This is a genomic window from Haliea atlantica (genome assembly GCF_054779855.1).
Genome location: NZ_BAAGXL010000019.1, coordinates 275480 through 296715 on the forward strand (window position 1 = coordinate 275480; position 21236 = coordinate 296715).

Consider the following 21236-nt stretch of genomic DNA (forward strand, 5'->3'; position numbering starts at 1 on the left):
CTTGACTAGCGTGAAATTCGAGGCTGCCATGCGCGACTACCTGATCGCTCCCTCCATCCTGTCCGCCGATTTTGCCCGCCTGGGCGAGGAAGTGGACAACGTGCTCGCTGCCGGTGCCGATGTGGTGCACTTCGACGTGATGGACAACCACTATGTGCCCAATCTGACCATCGGGCCGATGGTCTGCAAGGCCCTGCGCAAGCACGGCGTCACCGCGCCGATTGATGTGCACCTGATGGTCGACCCGGTGGACCGGCTGATCGGCGACTTCGCCGAGGCCGGGGCCAGCTGGATCACCTTTCACCCGGATGCATCGACTCACGTCGATCGTTCACTGCAGATGATCCGGGACGCCGGCTGCAAGAGCGGCCTGGTGTTCAACCCGCACATGGGTCTGGATGTCCTGCGCTACGTGATGGACAAGGTGGACGTGATCCTGCTGATGTCGGTGAACCCGGGCTTCGGGGGGCAATCTTTCATTCCCGCCACCCTGGACAAGTTGCGCGAAGCGCGCGCGCTGATCGATGCTTCCGGTTACGACATTCGCCTGGAAATCGACGGCGGCGTATCGCCGAAGAATATCGCGGAGATCGCCGCGGCGGGCGCGGATACTTTTGTCGCCGGTTCGGCCATCTTCAACCAGCCGAATTACCAGGCAGTCATTGAGCAGATGCGCGGCGCCCTGGCCGAGGTGGGTCGATGAGCCCGGACGACTTCAACGCCCTGGCGGCCCAGGGCTACAACCGCATACCCATCAGCATCGAGGTGCTGGCCGACCTGGAAACGCCGGTTAGCACCTATCGCAAGCTGGCCGAGGGGCCCTATTCCTATTTCTTCGAGTCGGTGCAGGGGGGTGAGAAGTGGGGCCGCTACTCCATCATTGGCCTGCCCTGCCGGACTCTCTTGCGCGTCACTGGCCACCAGGTGGATGTGCTGGTGGACGGAACGGTCACGGAATCGCGCGAGGAGGAGGATCCGCTGGCCTTTGTCGAGGCCTTCCAGCAGCGCTACCGGGTGGCGCCGCAGCCGGACCTGCCGGTTTTCCATGGCGGGCTGGTGGGTTATTTCGGCTACGACACCGTGCGCTATGTCGAGCCGCGGCTGCGCGACGGCGCTCCGCCGGACGAACTGGGCAATCCGGACATCCTGTTGATGCTCTCCGAAGAGGTGCTGGTCTTCGACAACCTGTCGGGGACCATTCGCCTGGTGGTCAACGTCGACCCGGAGGTGCCGGACGCGCTGTCTGCGGCCCAGGCACGCCTGGCTGAACTGGCCCGGCATCTGCGGGAGCCGATGCCGCCGCTGCCGGACGTGGCCCTGCACGGTGCCGACAGCGACGCCCTGGAAGCGGCCGCCAGCTCGCATTTCACCGAACCCCAGTTCGCCGACATGGTAGAGCGGATCAAGGCCTACGTGCTGGCGGGCGACGTGATGCAGGTGGTGCCCTCCCAGCGCCTCGAGGTGCCCTTCGCGGCGCCACCGCTGAATCTCTACCGCGCCCTGCGCAACCTGAACCCCTCCCCGTATATGTACTACCTGGACCTGGGGGACTTTCATATCGTCGGCTCCTCGCCGGAGATCCTGGCCCGTCTCCAGCACGGAGAGGTGACGGTGCGCCCCCTGGCGGGGACCCGGCGCCGCGGTCGCAGCGAGGCCGAGGACCGGGCACTGGAAGAAGAGTTGCTGGCGGATCCCAAGGAAATTGCCGAGCACCTGATGCTGATCGATCTGGGGCGCAATGACGTCGGGCGTATCGCGAAGACCGGCAGTGTGGTGGTGTCCGATCAGATGGCGGTCGAGCGCTACTCCCACGTCATGCACATCGTGTCCAACGTCTGCGGCCAGTTGCAGGCGGGCAGGTCGGCCCTCGACGTACTGCGGGCAACCCTGCCTGCGGGCACGCTCAGTGGCGCGCCGAAAATACGCGCCATGGAAATCATCGACGAGCTGGAACCGGTGAAGCGCGGGGTCTACGGGGGTGCTGTGGGGTATATGTCCTGGGCGGGGGAAATGGATACCGCAATTGCCATTCGCACTGCGGTGATCAAGAACGAAACACTCTATGTGCAGGTCGGCGCCGGGGTGGTGGCGGACTCCATCCCGCGGCTGGAGTGGAAGGAGACCCACCACAAGGCCCGGGCCATGTTCCGGGCCGCCTCCATGGTGCTCGCGGGGCTCGAGCAGGAATGAGCCTCCCGGAGCGGCTGCAGGCGCTGTTTTCGGACAGCGCCGACCCCTACAGCGAACTGGACGCGCTCTACCTGCCTCTCGATCGCAAACGGGTCCTGCGCAGCCGCAACCTGGGGCTGATTCCCGCGGAGCCCCATCGCCGCGGCGGCAAGGTCAGCTATGCCGAGTGGGCCCATGTCATCGGCATTTTCCAGACTCTCATCGGCCAGCAGTGTGGCTGGCGGGAGGACCTGCGGATGCTGGATGTCGGCTGCGGGTCGGGCCTGCTGGCCATCGCCAGCGAGCCTTTTATCGCCAAGGGTCGCTACACCGGCATCGACGTCTCCGCCAGCCAGATCGCGTTTTGCCGGGAGCACTACGCCGGGCAGCCCTGCGAATTCCTGCACCTGGACACCGCCAACCCTTTCTACGCACCGGAGCAGGCGCCCGAGCCGCTGGCCTGGCCGCTGGATGACGCCAGCTTCGAGCTGGTGACGGCACTGTCGGTATGGACGCACTTTCGCGAGGAGGAGGCGCGCTTTTACCTCGCCGAGCTCGCCCGGGTCCTGCGTCCGGGCGGCCGCGCCCTGGTGACCCTGTTCCTGCTGGACGACGACTACCATCGCAGCCTGCCGCGGCCGGAAGGGGTCGCTTCGCGCTTTCACGGGTTGCCCGTGGCGCGCTGGCTATTTGACCGGGCTGCCTACGGCTCCTCGAGCTGGCGTTGTCCGGCCTGGGCCGACGTGCCCGAGCAGGCCATCGCCATTGACTCGGACGCCTGGCAGAATCTGGTCGAGGACTGTGGCCTGCGGGTCCGGGATCTGCTGCCCGGCAACTGGAAGGAACGGCCGGGTGCCTTCTTCCAGGATGTGGTGGCGCTGGAAAAACCTGCCTGAGCGAGTGGAAGGGCTGATGTCATGCTGATTTTGCGACATCAGGTCTGACGGTGAAAACATGAGTACAGTGCGTGTCGAGTGTGTGACCGGTGACATTACCCGGCAGCCGGATATCGATGCCGTGGTCAACGCGGCCAACGCGCGACTGATGCCCGGCGGCGGCGTCGCGGGCGCCATCCATCGGGCGGCGGGTCCGGAACTGGCGCGGGAGTGCCAGCCCCTGGCACCCATTCGCCCGGGAGAGGCGGTAATCACCGCCGGTCACGCGCTGCCCAACCCGTGGGTGATCCACTGTCTGGGGCCAGTCTATGGGGAGGACCAGCCCTCTGATACCCTCCTCGCGGATTGCTACCGCAACGCTCTCGACCTGGCCGAGGGCAGGGGTATCGCCAGTGTCGCCTTCCCCGCGATTTCCACGGGGGCTTTCGGTTACCCAGTGGAGGCTGCTGCCGCCGTCTGCGCGGCGGCATTGAAAACCGCGTTGCCGCGACTGCGGCAGGTGACACTAATCCGCTTTGTGTTGTTCGATGATGCTGCGAGGGAAGTGCTGGAGAGGGCCCTGTCGGACGCGGGGTTGCTGGATTGAGCGCTGGCGGCCGGGGCACTTTCCCGGTGTCTAGACGGTCTTGTCCGCGGTCTGCACGCAAAGCGCTTGCCGGCGCGATGCCGGCGGATGACAAACCGGGCCTGCATGTTAGAATACGGGCCTTCTATCAACACGACCAAGGTCTGCCATGGCCCGTTCCGCTTCGATGACAGTCTCCATGTGGTGGCGCTTCCCCTAGGAAGCGGCTCGTCGTTGCGGTTGTGACCGCGCCTTGCCGCCGAACCGGTGACAAGGCATCGCAGATGACTCTCCGGCACGGCGGCTCCAGGACCTGAGGGCTAGCAATGCCAAAAATACTCATGATCGACAACTACGATTGGCGTCCACTCAGTTCCATTGAAGTCCATAGAATAAACATAACTTTTTGATTTTTATAAATATATTGTCTTTGCTGTTCTAGTGGGTTCTGGCGCAATCTTCTTCAATTGTGTATATTTCTGTGTATATCCACCCTGGAGAGAGGCTATATACACACATGGCCATGAACCTGCTCTCGGCCAGGAAGGTCGAGACCACCTCACACCAGTCACAGCCATTCTGGCTCAAGGATGGCGGTAGCCTCTTTTTGTACGTTACTCCGGCCGGAAATAAGCTGTGGCGATTTCGTTATCGCATAGGCGGCAAACCCGCGATCTATGCTATTGGCAAATACCCGGAAGTGTCCCTTGAGGCTGCTCGGGTGGAGAGGGATCGTGCGCGAGATTTGGTCAATCAGGGAATCCATCCCGTAGTGGAGAAGCGAACCAGGGTTTCCGTTCAGATAGAGGTGAACGAAACGACGTTCGAATCGGTGGCTCGTAGGTGGATGGTGAGTAATGTCCAATGGAGCGAGGGATACGCGGATCAAGTCAAAAAATACCTTGAGAAGGATGTATTCCCCAAGGTTGGCAACTTGCCAATCAGTTCCATCAGGCCGGCGCATCTTCGGCCACTGATCCAGGGGGTTGCTGAGCGTGGCGCGCCCACAGTGGCCATCTTGATCAGGCAGTGGTGTAGCCAGCTCTTTGCTTACGCCTCCGCCGAAGATCTCTGTGACCAAGACCCCACCGCGTTGCTGAAGCGATCGGTCAAACGCCCCAGGGTTCGGCATAACCCCCCTCTGCCCTGGAACGAAATTCCAGACTTTCTGAACAAGGTGGATGAATCGGGCTATCGAGCTACCGTCATTGCCTTGCGCTTAATGGCGCTGACATACGTTCGCACGGCTGAGCTACGTAAGGCCAAATGGACTGAATTTGATTTGAAGAATGCTATCTGGACGGTTCCTGCTGGGCGGATGAAGATGAGGCAGCCACATATCGTACCTCTGTCAAAGCAGGCCATTGAGTTGTTGGAGGAGCTGCAAAAACTGACAGGCGGGGGTGAGTTTCTGTTTCCCAGTTTCCGCAAGCCTGGTCAGGTGATTTCTGCGACAACGCTCAACAAGGCGCTGGAACGGATGGGATATCTGGGGCGCTTCTCGTCGCATGGTTTTCGGGCGACGGCGACCACTCTCCTGGGGTTGCTGAGCTATCCCGAAAACCGGGTGGATCTGCAGTTGGCGCATTCTAGACGCAAGAAAGATTCGTCGCGTGCCCCCTACGATCACACCAAGTACATCGCATCGCGGAAGATCATCATGCAGGATTGGGCGGACATTCTCGATGCCCTGGCTCGTGGTGACTCGATGGACAAAGTGATGGAGGATTTTGGTCCGTTGTCCGAGCGGCGTACGGCTTTGTTGAGGGTTACCGAGCGCGAATAGGATGAATGAACAGATACTGTCGAATCTGGACATCTTAATAAATCGGGTATACGGATTTAATGGTTGATGGGGCACCTTCACCCCATCAATCTGATACCACCCTCAGATGGTTGATAGATCGACTCCGTAGTTGAGTTCCTCTGCGAAGTCCGGCAGTCCGTAACCGATGGTTTTCTTGTAGAAAGGAGAGACCTTCGCAGTCGGTGCCTTCTTCTTGTGCTTCGTGGTGTAGAGCATTCGTGCTCGCATCACCTCGAAGGAGTAACCGCGCCCTTCACGGTTCTTGTCCTTGGCCAGTCGGTTGATGGACTCCGTGTAAGCGTTGGTGACGGGCATGTCCGTCTCGAAGTAGGTCATGGTCTCTTCGCGCCAGTTTCCCACTGCCCTGACCAGATCGCTCCAGACTTCCTTTTGGCCCTTCGGGATGGTGGCTATCCACTCGTCCAGGGCGGCTTCTGCCTGGAGCCGTGTGGTGGCGTCCCAAGAGCTTTTTGCCAATAATGAGCATTATTTAACCCTTCAATGCCAAAATGCGTCTGGCACCGTTAAGTACAATGCCCCCCGCGATGGTGCCGATAATCAGATCCGGATAATTGGAACCGGTCCACGCGACCAGGGCGCCGGCGGTGATGACCCCCAGGTTGATCACCACGTCGTTGGCCGAGAATATCCAGCTTGCCTTCATGTGCGCCCCGCCTTCCCGATGTTTGGATATGAGCAGCAGACAACTGGTATTGGCAATCAATGCGACGAATGCGATAGCCATCATCACCAGCGATTCAGGCTCACTACCGAATACAAAGCGTCTCACCACCTCTACGAGCACGCCCACAGCCAAGATCAGTTGCAGTACACCAGCAAGATGCGCGGCACGTACCTGCATTTTCACGCTATGTCCAACCGCATAAAGGGCAAGCCCGTACACCGCCGCATCGGCAAAATTGTCCAGGGATTCTCCAATCAGGCCGGTGGACTGGGCGATCAGACCGGCAGTCATTTCCACCACGAACAGAAGTGCATTGATGCCGAGCAACCAGCGCAGGGTCCCGGATTCTTGCTTAGCAGAAGCTGCCGAAAACTCGGCGGCCTTGATGGTCTCCGGATTTGCAGCGACGGTTTCCTGAAGCGAGGCGCCTAGCCCCAAGGTCTTCAGTTTCGAGGTGACGGGCTCGACCGCGCCGTCATGCACGACCTTCAACCGGCGGTTCGACAAGTCGAAGGACAGCGCCCGAATCCCCTCAACGCCGTTCAGGGCCAGGCGAATCATGCGCTCTTCTGATGGGCAGTCCATCTTCGGCACGGCATAAACGCTGACCCATTCCCCCGACGCATCGGAGGAGGCCTGCATATCGGTATCCGCCGCAGGCTTTACATCGTCGCCACAGGGGCCTCCGCAGTTTTTGCTCATGATATGACTCCACTTGAATGTGATCGGGCTATCATTTAAAACTATATATCTGCTATAAGGTCAATAGAGTAGAGAATCCGTTGCGGAGGAACCCGATGCGTATTGGGCAATTGGCACAGTCGGTAGGGGTCGATACACAGACGATCCGTTTCTATGAACGGCAGGGCTTGTTGCCGCCCCCTGATCGGCAGGAGAACGGTTACCGTATTTATAACGAGAAGCATGGTGAGCGGCTGGCTTTTATTCGTCGCTGCCGAATCCTGGACCTGTCACTGGCTGAGATTCACGAACTGCAGCGCTATCAGGACGACCCTCATCAGTCCTGTACCGTCGTCAATGCCTTGCTCGATGATCACATCTCTCATGTGCGCTCGCAGATAGCCGCTCTACAGGCGCTTGAAAAACAGCTCGTTTCACTGAGAGCGAGTTGCAACGATGACCGGGAAGTTGAGGCGTGTGGGGTTCTTGCTGGAATTAGCGAAGGAAACATGCACCAGCAGTAGGTGAAGCATCAACCAGATAATCCGATGAGATGCCGGTCTGTCTCACTCTCATGCAAAGGTAAGATCAACCATTTAATCCGCTTACCCAATAAATCTAGGCTGCATTCCTGCGGCCTGGACGCTGTGTTTGAGGGTGATCATATGACGGTTTCCGGTGAGCGACTCTCAGACCTGTTGGTTGATCCTCGGGAAGATCTCGATTGCGAGGTCAAGAACTGGCTTGATCTGCAAGGCTCGAACGATGACAAGGCGACCCTCGCAAAGGCGGTGCTCGCCTTGGCCAACCATGGTGGTGGATTCATCATTCTCGGTTTGGTTGAAACCGATACCGGCATTGTAGAAGCCGAGGGTCGCCCTGCCACATTCGACGGTTACAGCCAGGACTTGATCAACGGCATCGTGCAAAACTACAGCGATCCGCCGTTTCACTGTGCGGTACACATCGTTGTAAACCCTGCCGGTGCGGTCTTTCCCATCGTGGTCGTTCCCGGCGGCCATCGGGTGCCTATTCGAGCGCGCAGAGCAGGGCCAAACGGAAACACGATCCAGAACAACGCAATCTATGTTCGCAAGCCGGGGCCGCGTAGCGAGTCCCCCCAAAGTGCGCAGGACTGGGACAACCTATTGGCTCGATGTCTTCGGAATCGGCGAGACGAGATGTTCGGTCAGATCAGAGATTTGATCACGGGGGCAGTTCCACAGGTAGAAATGCCGCCTGAATCAGATAGGCTCAATGAATGGATAAGGTCCAGTTGCGAGCGCTGGACGGGACTCGTCGAACAACTTCCCGAAGGTGTTGGGCCTCGCTTGCCCCACGGGCGCTTTCACGTCGCCTATGAAATACTCGGCGAACGCCGACAAATCGCTCCCGCACGATTCCCTGAAGTGCTCAGAGAGAGCGTGGTTCGGCACACTGGCTGGCCACCCTTCTGGTACCCGACGCGTGCTGGGATCGTGCCTTATCCAATAGATGGCGCTGTCGAATGCTGGTTGGGGGGTGATCCCCAAACTCCTCCGGAAGCTCGGGATGCGGCACACTCTGATTTTTGGCGCATCCATCCAGATGGCTTGGCCTTCCTTCTTCGTGGCTATCAGGAGGACGGTATGGATGCCCAACGGCCCGGACATGCCCCGTTAGCTCCCGCGACTGTTTTCGATATTACCCTCCCAGTCTGGAGGGTCGGTGAAGTCCTGCTGCATGCAGGTAGTCTCGCAGCCAATATCTTCGAAGGGCCGACAACGATCAGGTTGGTTGTCACCTACGAAGGGTTGGCTGGGCGTTCGTTGGTGAGCATGGACGGCCGTCGCCATGTTTGGGAAGGGCGTGTTGCCCGTCAGGACGCGATCACTCTGGAAACTCACGTTGATGCTCAGGCGATTGATCCGAACCTGCCGGAGATAGTGCATCCCCTTCTGGCGCCGCTCTATGCACTTTTCGATTTCTTTGAGCTGCCGATGCAAATGGTCGTGGATGAACTTGCCCGTATGAGGGCAGGTCGGTGAAAGCCTGCTAATAGCGCTGCTTTGTCACAACAGCTTTAGATATGGGTTGTCGCTTGGTGGATGGTCGAATAGTTCATCGGAAGTTGAGAGCAAGTACCCATGCACCCGCCGTGACTTGCGTGGCCCCTTCACTTCGCACGTCCAGATATTTAGTCCATTGTCCTGTTTGCGGTGCAACCCCAGCTTCTCGAAGCGCTTCTGAACCCACTGCCAGCCAGGAAGCTCCTTCGACTTGGCCAGCTTCGCGACCTGCAGATGTTCCTGGGCATAGCGTTGGAACACTCCGGGGCTGATGAGGTAGACGGTACCGTCCACGGTGTGTACCAGCGCCTTGGCATCGTTGATGATGAGTTTCCGGGTCTGGATACTCTGGCGCAACCATGCCATGAAATGCTCGCCGGATGGTGGGCCATCTTCTTTCACTGAGTCGGCTGTGGAAACGGTTTCTGATTCCGCCGGAGTGTCAGGCTGGCAGTCAGAGTCTGGTTTGTCGGTGTCATCCAGCAGGTCGAGCAGCGCAGTCACACCATGGTTCGCCGGAACAGGCAAGGAGGATGCCTCAGGCATCGGCTGGGTAGGCTCGGAATCAGGCTCACGGTGATCGGTATTGCCTTCGTTGGAGGCAGCTTTCTCACTCTCTTCCTGATCGACCTGGACGCTCCCTGAAAATGCCGGTGGTCGCTCTGTCGCCTCCCAGATGACAGCCGGAGACAACTTCAGAAAGGTGAAACTGTGCGACCAGCCCTCATCGCTGGTCACGGTTGCCTTCCAGATGGCTTTGTCGTCCGGAGTGGGCTGCGCAATGCCATGATCCTGCAGAATGTTGAACAGAGCGGTGTTGTTGGATGGGATGCCCTCGAAGCCCTGGGACAGCAGATAGGCACGTAACTTGTCGGAGACCGTCTTGCTCACCAGCCACAGGGCATCCTGAGTTAGCCAGCCGTCGGAGGCTTGGGGTTGGTTGAGCTTGAACTCTTCCCTGAGCAGGTAGCGTAGACCATCCAGCAGTTTTCTCTGCAAGCTGTGTTTGGGAGCGGCGATGGCTTTGCCTGGATCACCTCCCAGCTCCTGGGCAACCGAGGCTTGGTCCGCCTGTACCACCAGCTCGCCTAGGGCACCGGCATGTTCATACTGCCCGGCCAGGACATACAACAGGGCAGCCCACAGATCGGCATACTGGCACAGCCAGTCCAGAATGCCGCGATCAAGGAGTTGGGTGTACAGCAGTCCAGTCGCAGCACTGTGCAATCGGTACTCCCTGCCCATGCGATAGCGAAATCGGTAGGGCCGCTGCAAAGGGCCGTGCCAGGGGTGCCAGAGAGAGCCGTCGGCATATTCCACGTGCAGATCGACGGCAATCTTGCCGATGTCATGCAAGAGTGCGGCATAGGCCGTGCCAGCGGTCCAGACTTCAGCTTGTGCTGCCTGTTCTTCCGGCTTCATGCCGGCGGGTAGCAGGTGCGACTGGCGCAGCTTGAGGGCGTAGGCAACGATCTCCAGGCCATGATCCAACATGCCGCCAGGATAGGCATGATGGTGCCCCTCGGAGGCCGGGAACAGTTGGACCAGTTCGGCATAGCGTTCCAATGGAGCCAGGTACAGAGTCTTGAATTGCCGGCGGGACAGCGAGGTGCGCTGCCAGATGTGTTCCAGTAGCTTCTGACGGCGGGGCGTCGCCAGCAGACCTGTGGCGGATTTGGGCCGCATCAGCCCTTTGGGCATTTCCGCGCCGGGAGCCTGACCAGCTCCGGCAGTCAGACAGGTGCTTTTGCGCTGGAACAAAGAGAGCATCTGAAACCCCGAACAATGTGGCTGGGCCGAGGCCTTTTGGCCTTTTCGGGTAGAGCCTTTCCCCTTGTCACCATTCCCTTGCCCCTTCCCAGCCCTTTGGCCCTTGGTAAGTCCTCGGGTATAGGCCAATCCCTGAACCAGGGCTACCAGAAATGGGGTGTGGCAGATTCCGTATTGTTTGCGGAAGGCTGGCTGTGTCGCGCCTACCATCGGTGCTTTCAGCGATAGCAGGAGAGGGTCATGCAGAGCCAGAGCCGCGCCGGAAACACCGGGATTGACAGTGTAAGGAATAATCCTTACCCTGTAAATATGAGTATCAGCGACAGGAGATCGACCATGTCCCGTGTCCATGAAAGCATCCATGAACAAGCCACCCTCACGTCCAAGGGGCAGATCACCTTGCCCAAGGCGATCCGGCAGGCCCTGGGTGTGACCACAGGAGGTAAAGTGTCATTTGAACTGCGTGGCAGCGACGTGATCGTCAGCCGTGCCGATGCAGAACACGAAGACCCAGCTATTGGCGCCTTCCTTCATTTGCTGGAGAAAGACATCAGCCAAGGCAAGCACGTCGGCAACCTGCCGGATGACCTCGCTCAAGCCATGCTTGCCAACCTGGGACATCCGGTGGACCTCGATGAGGACATCGAAGGTGAAGTGGTTATTTGATGGAGCGCCATGGATGGATACTGCTGTTCCACGACTGCATCGTGGAACAGTTGCAGAAACTGCACGCCGCCACTGAGCGAGCGCAACGGAGTGACCCGAAAGGCTACGAGAGTAATGCCAACGTCAAGTTATTCAGGTCGCTGACGCAGCTGATCTTGGAGATCGTGCCCAGTGATCCAGGGCGGGACGAATACCGCCAGGGCAATACGCTAGGGCCGGAGCATCGGCACTGGCGCCGGGCCAAGATCGGAAGGCGTTTTCGGCTGTTCTTCCGCTACGACTCCAGGTCGAAGACCATCGTGTTCGCCTGGGTCAATGACGAGCAGACGCTGCGGTCATCCGGTAGCAAGTCTGATCCCTACGCGGTGTTCGTGAAGATGCTCAAGAAAGGCAACCCGCCAGATGATTGGGAAAGCTTGGTGGCAGCCAGCCGATCCGACTGGTCGAAGAAGGAGAAACGATAGTCCTCCGGAGGAGGTAAAGCGATGAAAGCAGCACCTAAAGTCAAATTAAGTGAGCGCACTGGCCGCTGGCTGGGGCGCGGTTGGCGTGGTGTTGCTCATCGTGAAGTGCGAGCGATTGATTGGTTGGCGACACAAGGGATTCCCACACGGGTTGGGCGGGTGTTTTTTTGGGTTGTAAAGCTGTTCCTATTAGGTCTGCTGCTATATGCCGCATTCTGGTTTGCCTTGTTGCTCTTGTTCGGTGTCGCCGGGGCTTGGATTTTGAAAAACTCGGACTTGAACGATGAGGAAAAACTTGAATGGCGTGAAGGTCATTCCGGTTTTGGTCTGTATGATAAAAATGAATGGCGTCGCGATATGGGTGATCCCGACGATCCATCGTGACCTCGTAATGTCGGCAGAGAACCTTCTTACTTAGCGCCTTTTGTTGCAGCCTTCATGGCAATTCCAGCTCCACTCCCTCCTGCAGATTTTGCATCACCAGTGGCTAAGGTTAACCCTCCAAGAACATTACCAACCCTGATACCTGCCCAAGAAAGTGCAATGACCCAAAAGCCCGGAAGGACGATGAACATCATTGCCATCACAAAGTTCAACAGCATGTCGCCGAAGGCGTTGTTGAGCCCAAACAGTGGATTGAAGTTGACGTGCGGGGACTGCCAACCGTAGAGCGCATTGAGGATGGTGGAGTCCACCCAACGGGCTAGCTGGAACCAGAAATCAACGAAGAACAGGGCAAACTGCACGGCAGTCATCGTCACCACCGTTTGCAGGTTATAGGTACCGAAGATGAGCAGCAGCGGAATGCAGATGACCATGGCCATCTTCAGGAAGGAGAGCACCATCGGCAGTGCCTGACGCACCACGTCCATGGCTGGGAAGAAGCCGAGTGAGCCTACTGTCAGGCCGAGGTCGGATGCAACGCGGGTCGTGACGTTGGGAAGTGTCACTCCGATCTGGCCACCGTAGTCGGTGTAGACATGTCCCTGGTTCATCACTTGGTGCTGAGGTGAGGCAATGGCGCGGATCACCGAGTCATCCACTTCGGTTTGGCTGAGAAAGCCTGCCCATTGCCCAAGCCGGGTCAGCAGATCGGGATCGACCTGTGCAAGCAGGCGGTCGCGCAAACCGTCGCCGCTGTCCAACCACCACTGTCGGCAATTCGGGTAACCGCCGCCACTGGCGACTTCGGCCAAGCCAGCGTCGCGACTGTCGTTGTAGGGCCAGGCATCTCGGGGCGATTGGGAGCGGTAAGTGTCGTAAAAACCGGTCGTATTCAGGAAGAAACGCGAACCGACCCAGGTGACGTCATGCATTTCCGCGTTGCTCAGTGTGGGGCGGTTCGTGAACAGTTTTGCGCGCGCAGGGCCGTAGCAGTCGCGGGTGAAATCGGCGACTTCCTGGGCCAACAGCGGATCGGCGATGCGTGTGCTATCGATGTCCATGCGCATCTGACGCAGGTCGGTGCCACAGGGGATGGCGGCCACTGCTGCGCCGGTGACGGCTTTGGAGATGGCGTGCATAAAGAACCACCAAACCGGGACGTGGGCACTCTGGTTGTTGAGGGTGGTGAAGGAGGTCGACCAGTTGGTCTCCGACGGCTCCGGCACATTGACCTGGCACTGCTGGGAACGGCTGCGATCAAATTGGAGTGTGCCGAGATCGACCGGAATGAAGGGGATGCCCGCAAACAGGATGACCACGATGGCCACCCACACGCGGTTTTCGATACGCATAGATGAGAGGACGCCTTTGTTTCCTTCATCTGCGCCTTCCGCGCGAGCCTTCAGCCATTCCTGTACGACAATGGCCAGAAACGGCAAAGCGAAAATACCGCTGGCGACGAGCACGTCCCAGATGCCGTTGTTGATGATCCAGGCCACCAGGGTCAGGTAGTACTCCAGGTAGTCCGAGGTGTAGAGCGTCATGTTAGGGCTCCGGCAATCGGGCTCAGGTCAGCCATACGCTGACTTCGAGCAGGAGGACGGCCACTACCGCGCCGATCTCTGCTCGGAGCAGCCGTTGGCGTGTGTCTTTATCCCAAGACAGCCGACGTCGCATCCGCAGCCAGCCGTAGCCGATTGTGCCGTACAGGCACAGTCGCCAGACCAAGAAATAGCCAGCGTGGTCGTCGAGCCAGAGGCTCCAGTTCGATACATCACCAACAATACTGATGCCGACCAGATTGACGCCCACTGCCATCAATACGGCGAATGCTGTCCAGAGCAGTGCCCTCCCCAATGAACGGTTGAACAACCATGCGGGTTTCATGGTGGATTGCCTTGATTCGGTGCCTGCTGGATGGCATCAAGGCGGTTGCGCTCGGTGTCGCCCTGGTAGATGCCCCGCGATACGTCGCTGCGACTGCTGTGGCGCTGGATGATTGCCATCGGGGAGTTGGCCGCCAGCTCGCGACGCAATTCCAGTTCGGTCTTGAGGTTGTCGATTTCCTGGGCCAGCAGGTCACTCTCGCGTGACACTGCATCCTGTGCGAGCTGGTTGGCTGCCACGTTGGGCTCCTTGCGTCCGGCGAGCAGTGTCCGCTGCAGCAGTAACGCTTTCTCCAGCACGCTGGACAGCGCGACCTCGGAGGCCAGGCGACGAGCGAGGATGTCCTGATCTGGCTCATCGCGCAGTGCCTCGATCACGCCACGGGTGATGGGCAATGAAGCGGTACCGGCCTCTGCCAGGTTCTCGAAGGTGGTGGGTGTGGCTCCGGTCACCAGATCCCGCAGTGCCTCGAAGCGAGTCTCATATTCCTCCTGAATCATGGGCGTCAGGCCAACGCCCGGTACCGTCCGGGTCTTCTCACAACTATCGCAGGTACGCTGTTCCTGCTCACCCAGTACCCGCGTTGCCCAGTCTTCAGCGGCATCCGGCGAGGGCCAGGCCTGACAACTCAGTCGGTGTCCGCAGGTCGCACTGTCGATGGGCGAACTGTCGGTAGCGCTGCGGCCGTTCAGCAGGTTGTAACCAGCACGGGTCACGTCACCGACCACGCGGATGGGAGCCTGCCCCGAACCACCGGCATTGCCGCCCCCGACCCAGGCCACGCCGTCATTCCCACGGCTGGCTTCCGCCTCCTCGATGGCCGACACCGCGTCGGTACTGGCCACCGCCTGTTTGAGCACCATGCCCTCGGCCAGTTGATCCCAACCCAGTTGGCCGCCCGCCATGTCCGCCATGCGGTTGGCGATAGCGCGGCAGGTCATCTTCGAGCGATCGAAGTCCAGCCTAGCTTGCAGAATGCCGTTGGTGAGCAGGTTGTACAGGCCAGGATCAGCACGCTGGATGATGAGGGCTGGCAGTGAGGCAACTGCCGACGTGGCGTTCTGGATCACGTTGCTCATGATCGTCTGAAAGCCATTGGTGATGCCGTTGAGCTGGTTCTGCAGCGTGGTAGTGAGGCTCATGTCGCCGCAGATCAGGTTGCTGTTCCAGCCGATGCCGACCCCCAGGGTCTGCATCTGGCCGACCGGCCCCATGGAAACGGCCCGGCCGCCGCCGATGCTGTAGAGCACGTCGTCACCGATGACGCTGCCCCGGTGGTGAACGTTGTAATCGTCGATGGTGGTTTGCGCCAACAGCGGCTGACCGAGCAGCATCATGCCAAGCCCTATGGGCAACAGTGATCGTCGGATAAGTCGCTTCATTGGCCTGCCCTCAATAGAAATCCACGCTGCCAAGAAAAATCTGGCCCCGACGCTGGCAGCAGGCATAGGGTCGCCAGAGTGCCCAGGCGTAGTCGCCTCGTTGTGCCTGAACCCGGCGCTCGTTGTGAGGGAAGACCGCGCAGGTGTTCTTGAGTGTGGGAGTGAGTTCCTGCCACTTGCCCGTGCTGGCATCGCTTTCCATCAACGCACCGGCTGGCCAGTAGCCGTCATAGGCATTGGCCACCAACGGTTGATAGACATGGAGCTGACCACGGCGGGTCACGATATCGCCCGCCCGCTGAGCCACGACAGCGGCGGCCTTGTAGTCATCGACGTGGTGAAGGAAACCGCCACGGGGATAGACATTGCCCCAAAGGTTCAGCCCCAATCGCGTGCCGATCTCACGTCTGCCCGGTATCAATGCTTCGGGATAGAGGGATTCCGGCACGTTGTAACGCCAAGCCACGGTATCGAGCGTGCTCAGCAGGTAGGGCATAAAGGCCGTGCCTGCTCCCGCACAGGAATACCCCCACTGGCTGATGAACTGGCTGAACAGGGTTGAGCCTGGATGGCCGATCACATCGGCATTCTTGAACTTGGCCAGGTTGTTCTCGTGTTCCTCGTTGGTGGTGCCGTCGCCGCCGCCTTCTGCGGTGGGGTTGGGCATGCTCATCGCCCGCACTTCCACCCAGGGGTTCTCGCCCGTGTTGGAATAACTGGAGACCACCGCATCGGGCACGTAGTGTTCTACCTTGACGGAAGTCCTCACGGTACAACCGGTTAAGGTGCAGAGCAGCCAGTAGCAGATACCCTTCACACGGTAGCTGACGCAGTCAGGGGAAAGCACCGAACTGGTGATGGTGACGGTGTTGATAGCGAAGGCCGGTATGGCTGCGCTCATCAGGCAAACAGCGAGACTGGCACGTAGCTTCCGGCGAGGTAATCTCATTGCTGCTCCCTCTTGTAGGCCTCGATGGCGGCCATGGCCCGTGCCACGTCAGCATCGCCATACACCACATAGCGCCTCTCGACTACGATGGCGGGAAGTTTGGTGATACCCAGATGCCAGGCATCAACGACGCCTTGGTAAGCGCTGGCAAGACGGGCTTGAAGCTCAGTACCGCCATCCCCCAGGCGCTGGCGAACGATGGCCTCTGCTCGCTGGGAATCGGCAGGCAGCTCAGATGCCAGTTCCGCTTCGATCTCTGCGGGGGCATCCAGGTGAATGACCGGCACATCGTTCGGTGCCACTACGGCATGCTTTTGATCGGTGAAGACCAGCACATCTGCCGCCTGGACATAGGACGAAACCAGCAGCATGAAGACTGCCGTGACTAGGAGGTGGCTGGTATTTGTGAATCGGGCAGTGGCTGATGGCATGTCATGGCTCCCCAGTATCTATGATGGGTGATCGTCGATCGCCTTGGGGTACATGCGCCATGAAGAATGCGAATTGAGTGCCTACCGTTTTATTGCAGGAGAGAAGAAAGGAGGCGTCCGAAGACGCCTCCATGAAGAACAGGGATTACAGCAAACCCGATTCGGCGAACGAGAACGGGATTCCATCACCAATGATGAAGTGATCCAGCACTCTCACATCGACGAGTTCGAGAGCCGATTTCAATCGAGTCGTGATCGCCTTGTCGGCCTGACTCGGTTCGGTCGACCCCGAAGGATGATTGTGAGCAAAGACCACGGCGGCGCAGTTGTGCTCGATGGCACGTTTGACCACGGCACGTGGATAGACCGCAGCGCCGTCGATGGTGCCTCGGAACATCGGTTCATAGGCGATCACGCAATGCTGCGAGTCGAGGAAGACGGCAGCAAAGACCTCCAGTGCTTCACCGGCAAGTTTCAACCGCAGGTACTCACGTACGGCGGCAGGACTGGTCAGCGATGCACCGCGCTTGAAGAGGCGTTCTTCCAAGACGCCGATGGCCTGACGGATCAGTGGGTCATCCTGGATGCTCGCATAGTCGACGAGCGTGCAAGTGGTGCCGTCGGTGACGGCATTGGACAGAGTCATGGGAACCTCCTGGATAGGAACGGAGGCTCCTGTCCCAAGGGGCAAGGCCCCCTGGGACAGTGGAAGGCCCGCAATACGGGCCGGATCGTTGGCATCCTCCATCGAAGACGATGGACGTTCGCGCGAGGGATGCGGAGCGAACGGGTCGATCAACGTGGTCGGAACCACGCCGTAGCCTTGAAGACCGTGGCTACCTGGGCATGTCGCCGACGACGTCGGCAGGCATTTCGCTTGTTGTGGTGGCCGATTCCTCCGCGGTCTCACTCGCCATGGCCATGAGCAGGTCGATGGCGGACAGCAGCGCATCGCCCTCGATAGGGCCAGCCGGTAACAGCAAATCTGTGCCGGTATGGTTGTCGATCAGGCGCAGAGTCGGCGTGGCGACCACTCCAGCCTGTGACGCTTCTGTGGCCTGGGTCTGAATCGCGGCATCGGGCCTCGTGCTATCCAGACACGCTTGCAACTCAGGTGTCAGACCGGGTATCGGGACCTCGCTGGGAACGCCCTGGCCATCACTACGTGTGTGCTGATACACCCAGGCGATGGTCTGCCAGAACGCGGTGTGCCCGCGCACTTCCCCGGCGCATTCCGCCAGGCGTGCGCCTTGAGTGGCGGCGGGTTCATGGAACGCCAGCGGCAAGTGATGCCATTGCCAGTTCACTTCGGGATGGGTGTCGATCCACTGTCTCAGGATTGGGAAATAGGCCTGGCAAAACGGGCATTCCAGATCGGCGTAGGAGACCACGGTGAACCGTGCATCGAGGTGGCCGTAGAACCAGGGTGGTCCCATCGGTTCGGCGATAGGATCATTAGCGTGTTGCGAACTGAGGCCGCGTGACGAGAATACCCATATCAGAAGGGCAATGGAGACTGCCGCTGTGACCAGTATCAACCCAATGGTGGCTCGTGTTCTGTGGTTCGCATGCCAAGACCTGTCCATGTGAGCACCTCAGTTGAAACTGTCCGGCGACAAGGGCTCGATGCCTCGCGCCCGGTCGATTTTCTCCGCCACCTTGAAGGCGGCTTCCAGCTCGCTGATACCGTGTTCGCGCATCAACTGGTGACGTTCGGCTTTCTCTTCGGGTTCCGTCATCGCCATGGCGAGATAGAGGCTTGGCGGCACGGCGCGGAACAATACTTCCATCGACTTCGACAGGATCACGCCTTCGCTGAACTTGCCGGACTCCTTGCGGGCCGAGCGCATCAGCGCCTTCTGCGCGGGGTTGAGTTCCCGAAAGCGCGCCACCTTCTCCACCTCGTCCGGGGGCATGGACAGGCAGATCCACCACTCGATCATCGACAGCATGGGCTCGGCAGCCTTGGGCAGGTCGTCCAGGTTCTGGGTCGCCAGCCAGAACCAGGCTCCCAGCTTGCGCCACATCTTGGTGATCTTGACGACATAGGGCGCGAGCAAAGGGTTCTTGGTGATGATGTGTCCTTCGTCGGTGACATTGATGATGGGCCGACCCAGGAACTGGTCACGTTCGGCGATGTTGTTGACCGTGTTGATCAGGGAGATATAGGCGATGGAGAGTTGGGCGTTGTAGCCCTCGCGGGCAAAGGTCGCCAGATCGACGATGGTGATGTCGGCCTCGGGCCAGGGCGTGCCAGGGCGGTTGAACATCTCGCCGTCCAGACCCTGACAGAACATGTCCATGGCATCGGCCATTTCCAGCAGGCGCGCCCGCCGGGTTTCAGGCAGCGTCGACTCCATGCTGTGCTCGCGCAGGGCGTCGCGCACGTCCTCGGTCAGCACCGTGCGCTCGTCCTGGACGCAGCGGCGGGCTGCATCCAGGATGCACTGTCGGATCAGGCTGCGGTCGGCGCGGGTCATGCGCGCCTCTTCCTTGTCTTCCCCACCGGTGATCATCAGTCGCGCGGTGATCTCCAACTCGCCCAGCACGTCACGTTGCTCGTCTTCCTCTGAGGTGGGTGCCGTCTTTTCCGTGTCGTCATCCAGAGCATCGGCATCCAGGGTGCTGACCTCGCCGGGGGTGTCGACCAACCGCCAGGCATCGCTGAACGGTGCCAGGCTCACACCGGCACCGGGGGCCAGCTTGACCCGGTGCACACTCAGCCCGAGGCGCTTGGCGAAATCCCCAAACAGACCGAAGGAGTTGCCCGCCTCGACGATGAACAGCCGTGGCCGGTAGACGGCGACCACCTGGTTGAGGATGTTGTTGAGGGTGGCGGACTTGCCGGAGCCGGTCGGGCCGAACAGGAACAGGTGGGCGTTCATCTGCCGGTCGTGCCGGTTGAGTGGGTCGAAGGTGATGGTGTCGCCCCCACGATTGAAGAAAGTGATGCCGGGGTGGCCAGTGCCCTGGTTGCGGCCCCAGAGCGGCGAGAGGTTGGCCGCGTGCTGGGCGAACATCAACTGGGTATACCACTGGCGGCGATCCTTGGCTGGATCGAACACGCCGGGTAGCCAGCGCAAGTAGCTATTGAGTGGCGCGACCTCATCCTCCTCTCGCACCGGCTGCAGGCCGGCATTGAGCATCACGTTGGCGAGTTGCAGGCCCCGTGCGTTCAGTTCGTCCTGGTCGTGCCCGCGCAGATAAAACGCCAGCGCACCGCGATAGAGTTTGTGGGCACTGCCGATCAGCGAACGCGCCTCCTGTACGTCCTGACGCGCCTGCTCGGAGGCCAGGGTGTCGCCGACAGCCTTGCGATCCAGGTGGTTGAGGTGCGCTTCGAGCACGTCCTGGGGCGTGGCCACCAGGGTCAGACACATCACCGTGTCTTCGGGCATCTGGTCGAACAGGGCATTGAAGGCATCGCCGCCCTTGCGAGTCTCACCGGTGACATGGCCGGTAGCCGGAGGTGTACGCAGACGGTCGAGCACCATGACCCGGTGCGGCATGCCGTCGAATACCCAGGTGCCGGTCTCCATGTCGGAGCGTGGCTCGCCGAAGAACAACCGCTGCGAGAAATCGGTACCGCTGGCCAGCTCGACTTCGCCCGGCTCCGACTCACTGGGGTAAGCCGTCAACTGATAGAAACGCTCCCTATCCTCCGCTGTCGACCCGAGTAGGCTGGGATGCGGATTGAACCAGCGCAGCAACCAGGCGTGGATGTCCGCTGCTTGCATGCGGCGCGCGCCGACACCGGCATTGGCCAGCCCTCCCAGCAAGCGATCACACACTGTCGTCAGCGCGTGCTCTGGGGTTTGCCTTCGACGCCGGGCAGTGCCCGGCGCACGGCGGTAGACCACCAGGCGCACGCGGCGGCATTGGCCGCGCCAGGGCAGTCGGGTCACGGTGGTGTCCTCGAAAAGTCCGCCGGGTTTGGCGATGGCGCGCAAGTGATGAGCCAGAAAACGCCGATAACTTTCACTGAAGGCGCTGCCTTGGGCGCGGGGCTGGATGTAGTCGCGCAGGGTGTTCAGGTAGCTGGACCAGTCGGTTTCGTCCTGGGCGTAGAGCTGCACCACCCAGGGGTGTTCGTCCAACTCATCGAAGCTGTCCTGCAGGGCGTTTTCCAAGGCGTCACGAGCTTGCAACAACCATTGCGATTCACGCCCCTCGGTGCCGATAGGCGTCAACTCGAAGAAGGCTGCGACTGACTCGCCGTCATCCAGCAGCAGACTTTGTGAGTCCGGCAGGTACTCCACCCAGGGCAGCAGATCGACGAACGACGGCTTGACGTCATACAGATGCTGTTCGTCCGCTTGCGTCGCGGCGGAGCGTTTAGAGTCGCGATGGTGACCCGGCGTGGGAATGCCGTGGTCGTGCAGGCTTTCCACATGACGCGCCCAGACATCGGGTGGCGCTGGCAAGGCCTTTGTTTTTCCGACTCTATTCCGA

20 protein-coding genes and 1 pseudogene are annotated in these 21236 nt (G+C 59.9%); 10 read left to right on the forward strand and 11 right to left on the reverse strand.

From position 1 onward, the window contains the following. Nucleotides 1-28: 28 nt before the first annotated feature. The 5 genes from rpe to ACYVGS_RS13065 all read left to right on the forward strand — a co-directional run bounded on the left by rpe (nt 29) and on the right by ACYVGS_RS13065 (nt 5416). Nucleotides 29-703 (forward strand): ribulose-phosphate 3-epimerase, encoded by a 675-nt coding sequence (gene rpe, locus ACYVGS_RS13045; RefSeq protein WP_460589262.1) that lies wholly within the window; start codon nt 29-31, stop codon nt 701-703. Beyond that, the gene (trpE, locus tag ACYVGS_RS13050; RefSeq protein WP_460589132.1) at nt 700-2190 is read left to right on the forward strand and encodes an anthranilate synthase component I family protein; all 1491 of its coding nucleotides are present in this window, start codon (nt 700-702) and stop codon (nt 2188-2190) included. Before rpe ends, trpE begins: the two co-directional genes overlap by 4 nt. Then, on the forward strand, nt 2187-3065 hold the full coding sequence (locus tag ACYVGS_RS13055) for a class I SAM-dependent methyltransferase (RefSeq protein WP_460589133.1): 879 nt from the start codon (nt 2187-2189) through the stop codon (nt 3063-3065). Before trpE ends, ACYVGS_RS13055 begins: the two co-directional genes overlap by 4 nt. Before the next feature lie 58 nt (nt 3066-3123). Continuing rightward, the gene (locus tag ACYVGS_RS13060) at nt 3124-3651 is read left to right on the forward strand and encodes a macro domain-containing protein (protein ID WP_460589134.1); all 528 of its coding nucleotides are present in this window, start codon (nt 3124-3126) and stop codon (nt 3649-3651) included. 496 nt (nt 3652-4147) lie between these two features. Next, complete coding sequence (locus ACYVGS_RS13065; protein WP_063140263.1) at nt 4148-5416, forward strand: tyrosine-type recombinase/integrase; 1269 nt, start codon at nt 4148-4150, stop codon at nt 5414-5416. Nucleotides 5417-5518: 102 nt separating this feature from the next. Here ACYVGS_RS13065 and ACYVGS_RS13070 read toward each other — a convergent pair. Continuing rightward, nucleotides 5519-5899, reverse strand: a pseudogene (locus tag ACYVGS_RS13070) (transposase); the annotation flags it as partial. Between the two features lie 28 nt (nt 5900-5927). Beyond that, the gene (locus ACYVGS_RS13075) at nt 5928-6824 is read right to left on the reverse strand and encodes a cation transporter (RefSeq protein ID WP_460589135.1); all 897 of its coding nucleotides are present in this window, start codon (nt 6822-6824) and stop codon (nt 5928-5930) included. Between the two features lie 95 nt (nt 6825-6919). On the opposite strand from ACYVGS_RS13075, the gene cadR reads away from it, so the two are divergent. Both cadR and ACYVGS_RS13085 read left to right on the forward strand, forming a co-directional pair. Further along, a complete protein-coding gene (gene cadR, locus ACYVGS_RS13080; RefSeq protein WP_063142504.1) occupies nt 6920-7327 on the forward strand; it encodes a Cd(II)/Pb(II)-responsive transcriptional regulator in 408 nt (135 codons plus the stop codon). Between the two features lie 141 nt (nt 7328-7468). Continuing rightward, nucleotides 7469-8830, forward strand: coding sequence for an AlbA family DNA-binding domain-containing protein (locus ACYVGS_RS13085; protein WP_157367573.1), 1362 nt, complete (start codon nt 7469-7471; stop codon nt 8828-8830). Between the two features lie 24 nt (nt 8831-8854). Here the strand turns inward: ACYVGS_RS13085 and mobH are convergent, their stop codons facing one another. Beyond that, on the reverse strand, nt 8855-10621 hold the full coding sequence (gene mobH, locus ACYVGS_RS13090; protein ID WP_460589137.1) for a MobH family relaxase: 1767 nt from the start codon (nt 10619-10621) through the stop codon (nt 8855-8857). A gap of 240 nt (nt 10622-10861) precedes the next feature. On the opposite strand from mobH, the gene ACYVGS_RS13095 reads away from it, so the two are divergent. Genes ACYVGS_RS13095 through ACYVGS_RS13105 form a run of 3 tightly spaced genes read left to right on the forward strand, consistent with a single transcriptional unit; the run spans nt 10862 to nt 12135 of the window. Further along, the gene (locus ACYVGS_RS13095) at nt 10862-11287 is read left to right on the forward strand and encodes a type II toxin-antitoxin system PrlF family antitoxin (RefSeq protein ID WP_460589138.1); all 426 of its coding nucleotides are present in this window, start codon (nt 10862-10864) and stop codon (nt 11285-11287) included. Further along, nucleotides 11287-11751: a type II toxin-antitoxin system YhaV family toxin gene (locus ACYVGS_RS13100; protein ID WP_233917059.1), complete on the forward strand. Its 465-nt coding sequence runs from the start codon at nt 11287-11289 to the stop codon at nt 11749-11751. The genes ACYVGS_RS13095 and ACYVGS_RS13100 overlap by 1 nt, the downstream gene beginning before the upstream one ends. A 21-nt stretch (nt 11752-11772) precedes the next feature. Further along, nucleotides 11773-12135, forward strand: coding sequence for a DUF3742 family protein (locus ACYVGS_RS13105; RefSeq protein WP_460589139.1), 363 nt, complete (start codon nt 11773-11775; stop codon nt 12133-12135). 26 nt (nt 12136-12161) lie between these two features. On the opposite strand, the gene ACYVGS_RS13110 is transcribed toward ACYVGS_RS13105, so the two are convergent. From ACYVGS_RS13110 to ACYVGS_RS13145, 8 genes are all read right to left on the reverse strand, one after another. Then, nucleotides 12162-13679, reverse strand: a complete 1518-nt coding sequence (locus ACYVGS_RS13110) for a conjugal transfer protein TraG N-terminal domain-containing protein (protein ID WP_233916861.1) — start codon at nt 13677-13679, stop codon at nt 12162-12164. A gap of 22 nt (nt 13680-13701) precedes the next feature. Next, the gene (locus ACYVGS_RS13115) at nt 13702-14022 is read right to left on the reverse strand and encodes a hypothetical protein (RefSeq protein WP_063140588.1); all 321 of its coding nucleotides are present in this window, start codon (nt 14020-14022) and stop codon (nt 13702-13704) included. After that, nucleotides 14019-15404: an integrating conjugative element protein gene (locus ACYVGS_RS13120; RefSeq protein WP_157367576.1), complete on the reverse strand. Its 1386-nt coding sequence runs from the start codon at nt 15402-15404 to the stop codon at nt 14019-14021. Before ACYVGS_RS13120 ends, ACYVGS_RS13115 begins: the two co-directional genes overlap by 4 nt. Before the next feature lie 10 nt (nt 15405-15414). Next, complete coding sequence (locus tag ACYVGS_RS13125) at nt 15415-16305, reverse strand: TIGR03756 family integrating conjugative element protein (RefSeq protein ID WP_416160382.1); 891 nt, start codon at nt 16303-16305, stop codon at nt 15415-15417. Between the two features lie 44 nt (nt 16306-16349). Continuing rightward, complete coding sequence (locus tag ACYVGS_RS13130; protein ID WP_063140620.1) at nt 16350-16724, reverse strand: TIGR03757 family integrating conjugative element protein; 375 nt, start codon at nt 16722-16724, stop codon at nt 16350-16352. A 205-nt stretch (nt 16725-16929) separates the two neighbouring features. After that, nucleotides 16930-17430: a RadC family protein gene (gene radC / locus ACYVGS_RS13135; protein WP_063140591.1), complete on the reverse strand. Its 501-nt coding sequence runs from the start codon at nt 17428-17430 to the stop codon at nt 16930-16932. Between the two features lie 190 nt (nt 17431-17620). Next, the gene (locus ACYVGS_RS13140; protein ID WP_063140592.1) at nt 17621-18370 is read right to left on the reverse strand and encodes a DsbA family protein; all 750 of its coding nucleotides are present in this window, start codon (nt 18368-18370) and stop codon (nt 17621-17623) included. 9 nt (nt 18371-18379) lie between these two features. After that, nucleotides 18380-21208, reverse strand: coding sequence for a conjugative transfer ATPase (locus ACYVGS_RS13145; RefSeq protein WP_460589141.1), 2829 nt, complete (start codon nt 21206-21208; stop codon nt 18380-18382). Nucleotides 21209-21236 lie beyond the last annotated feature (28 nt).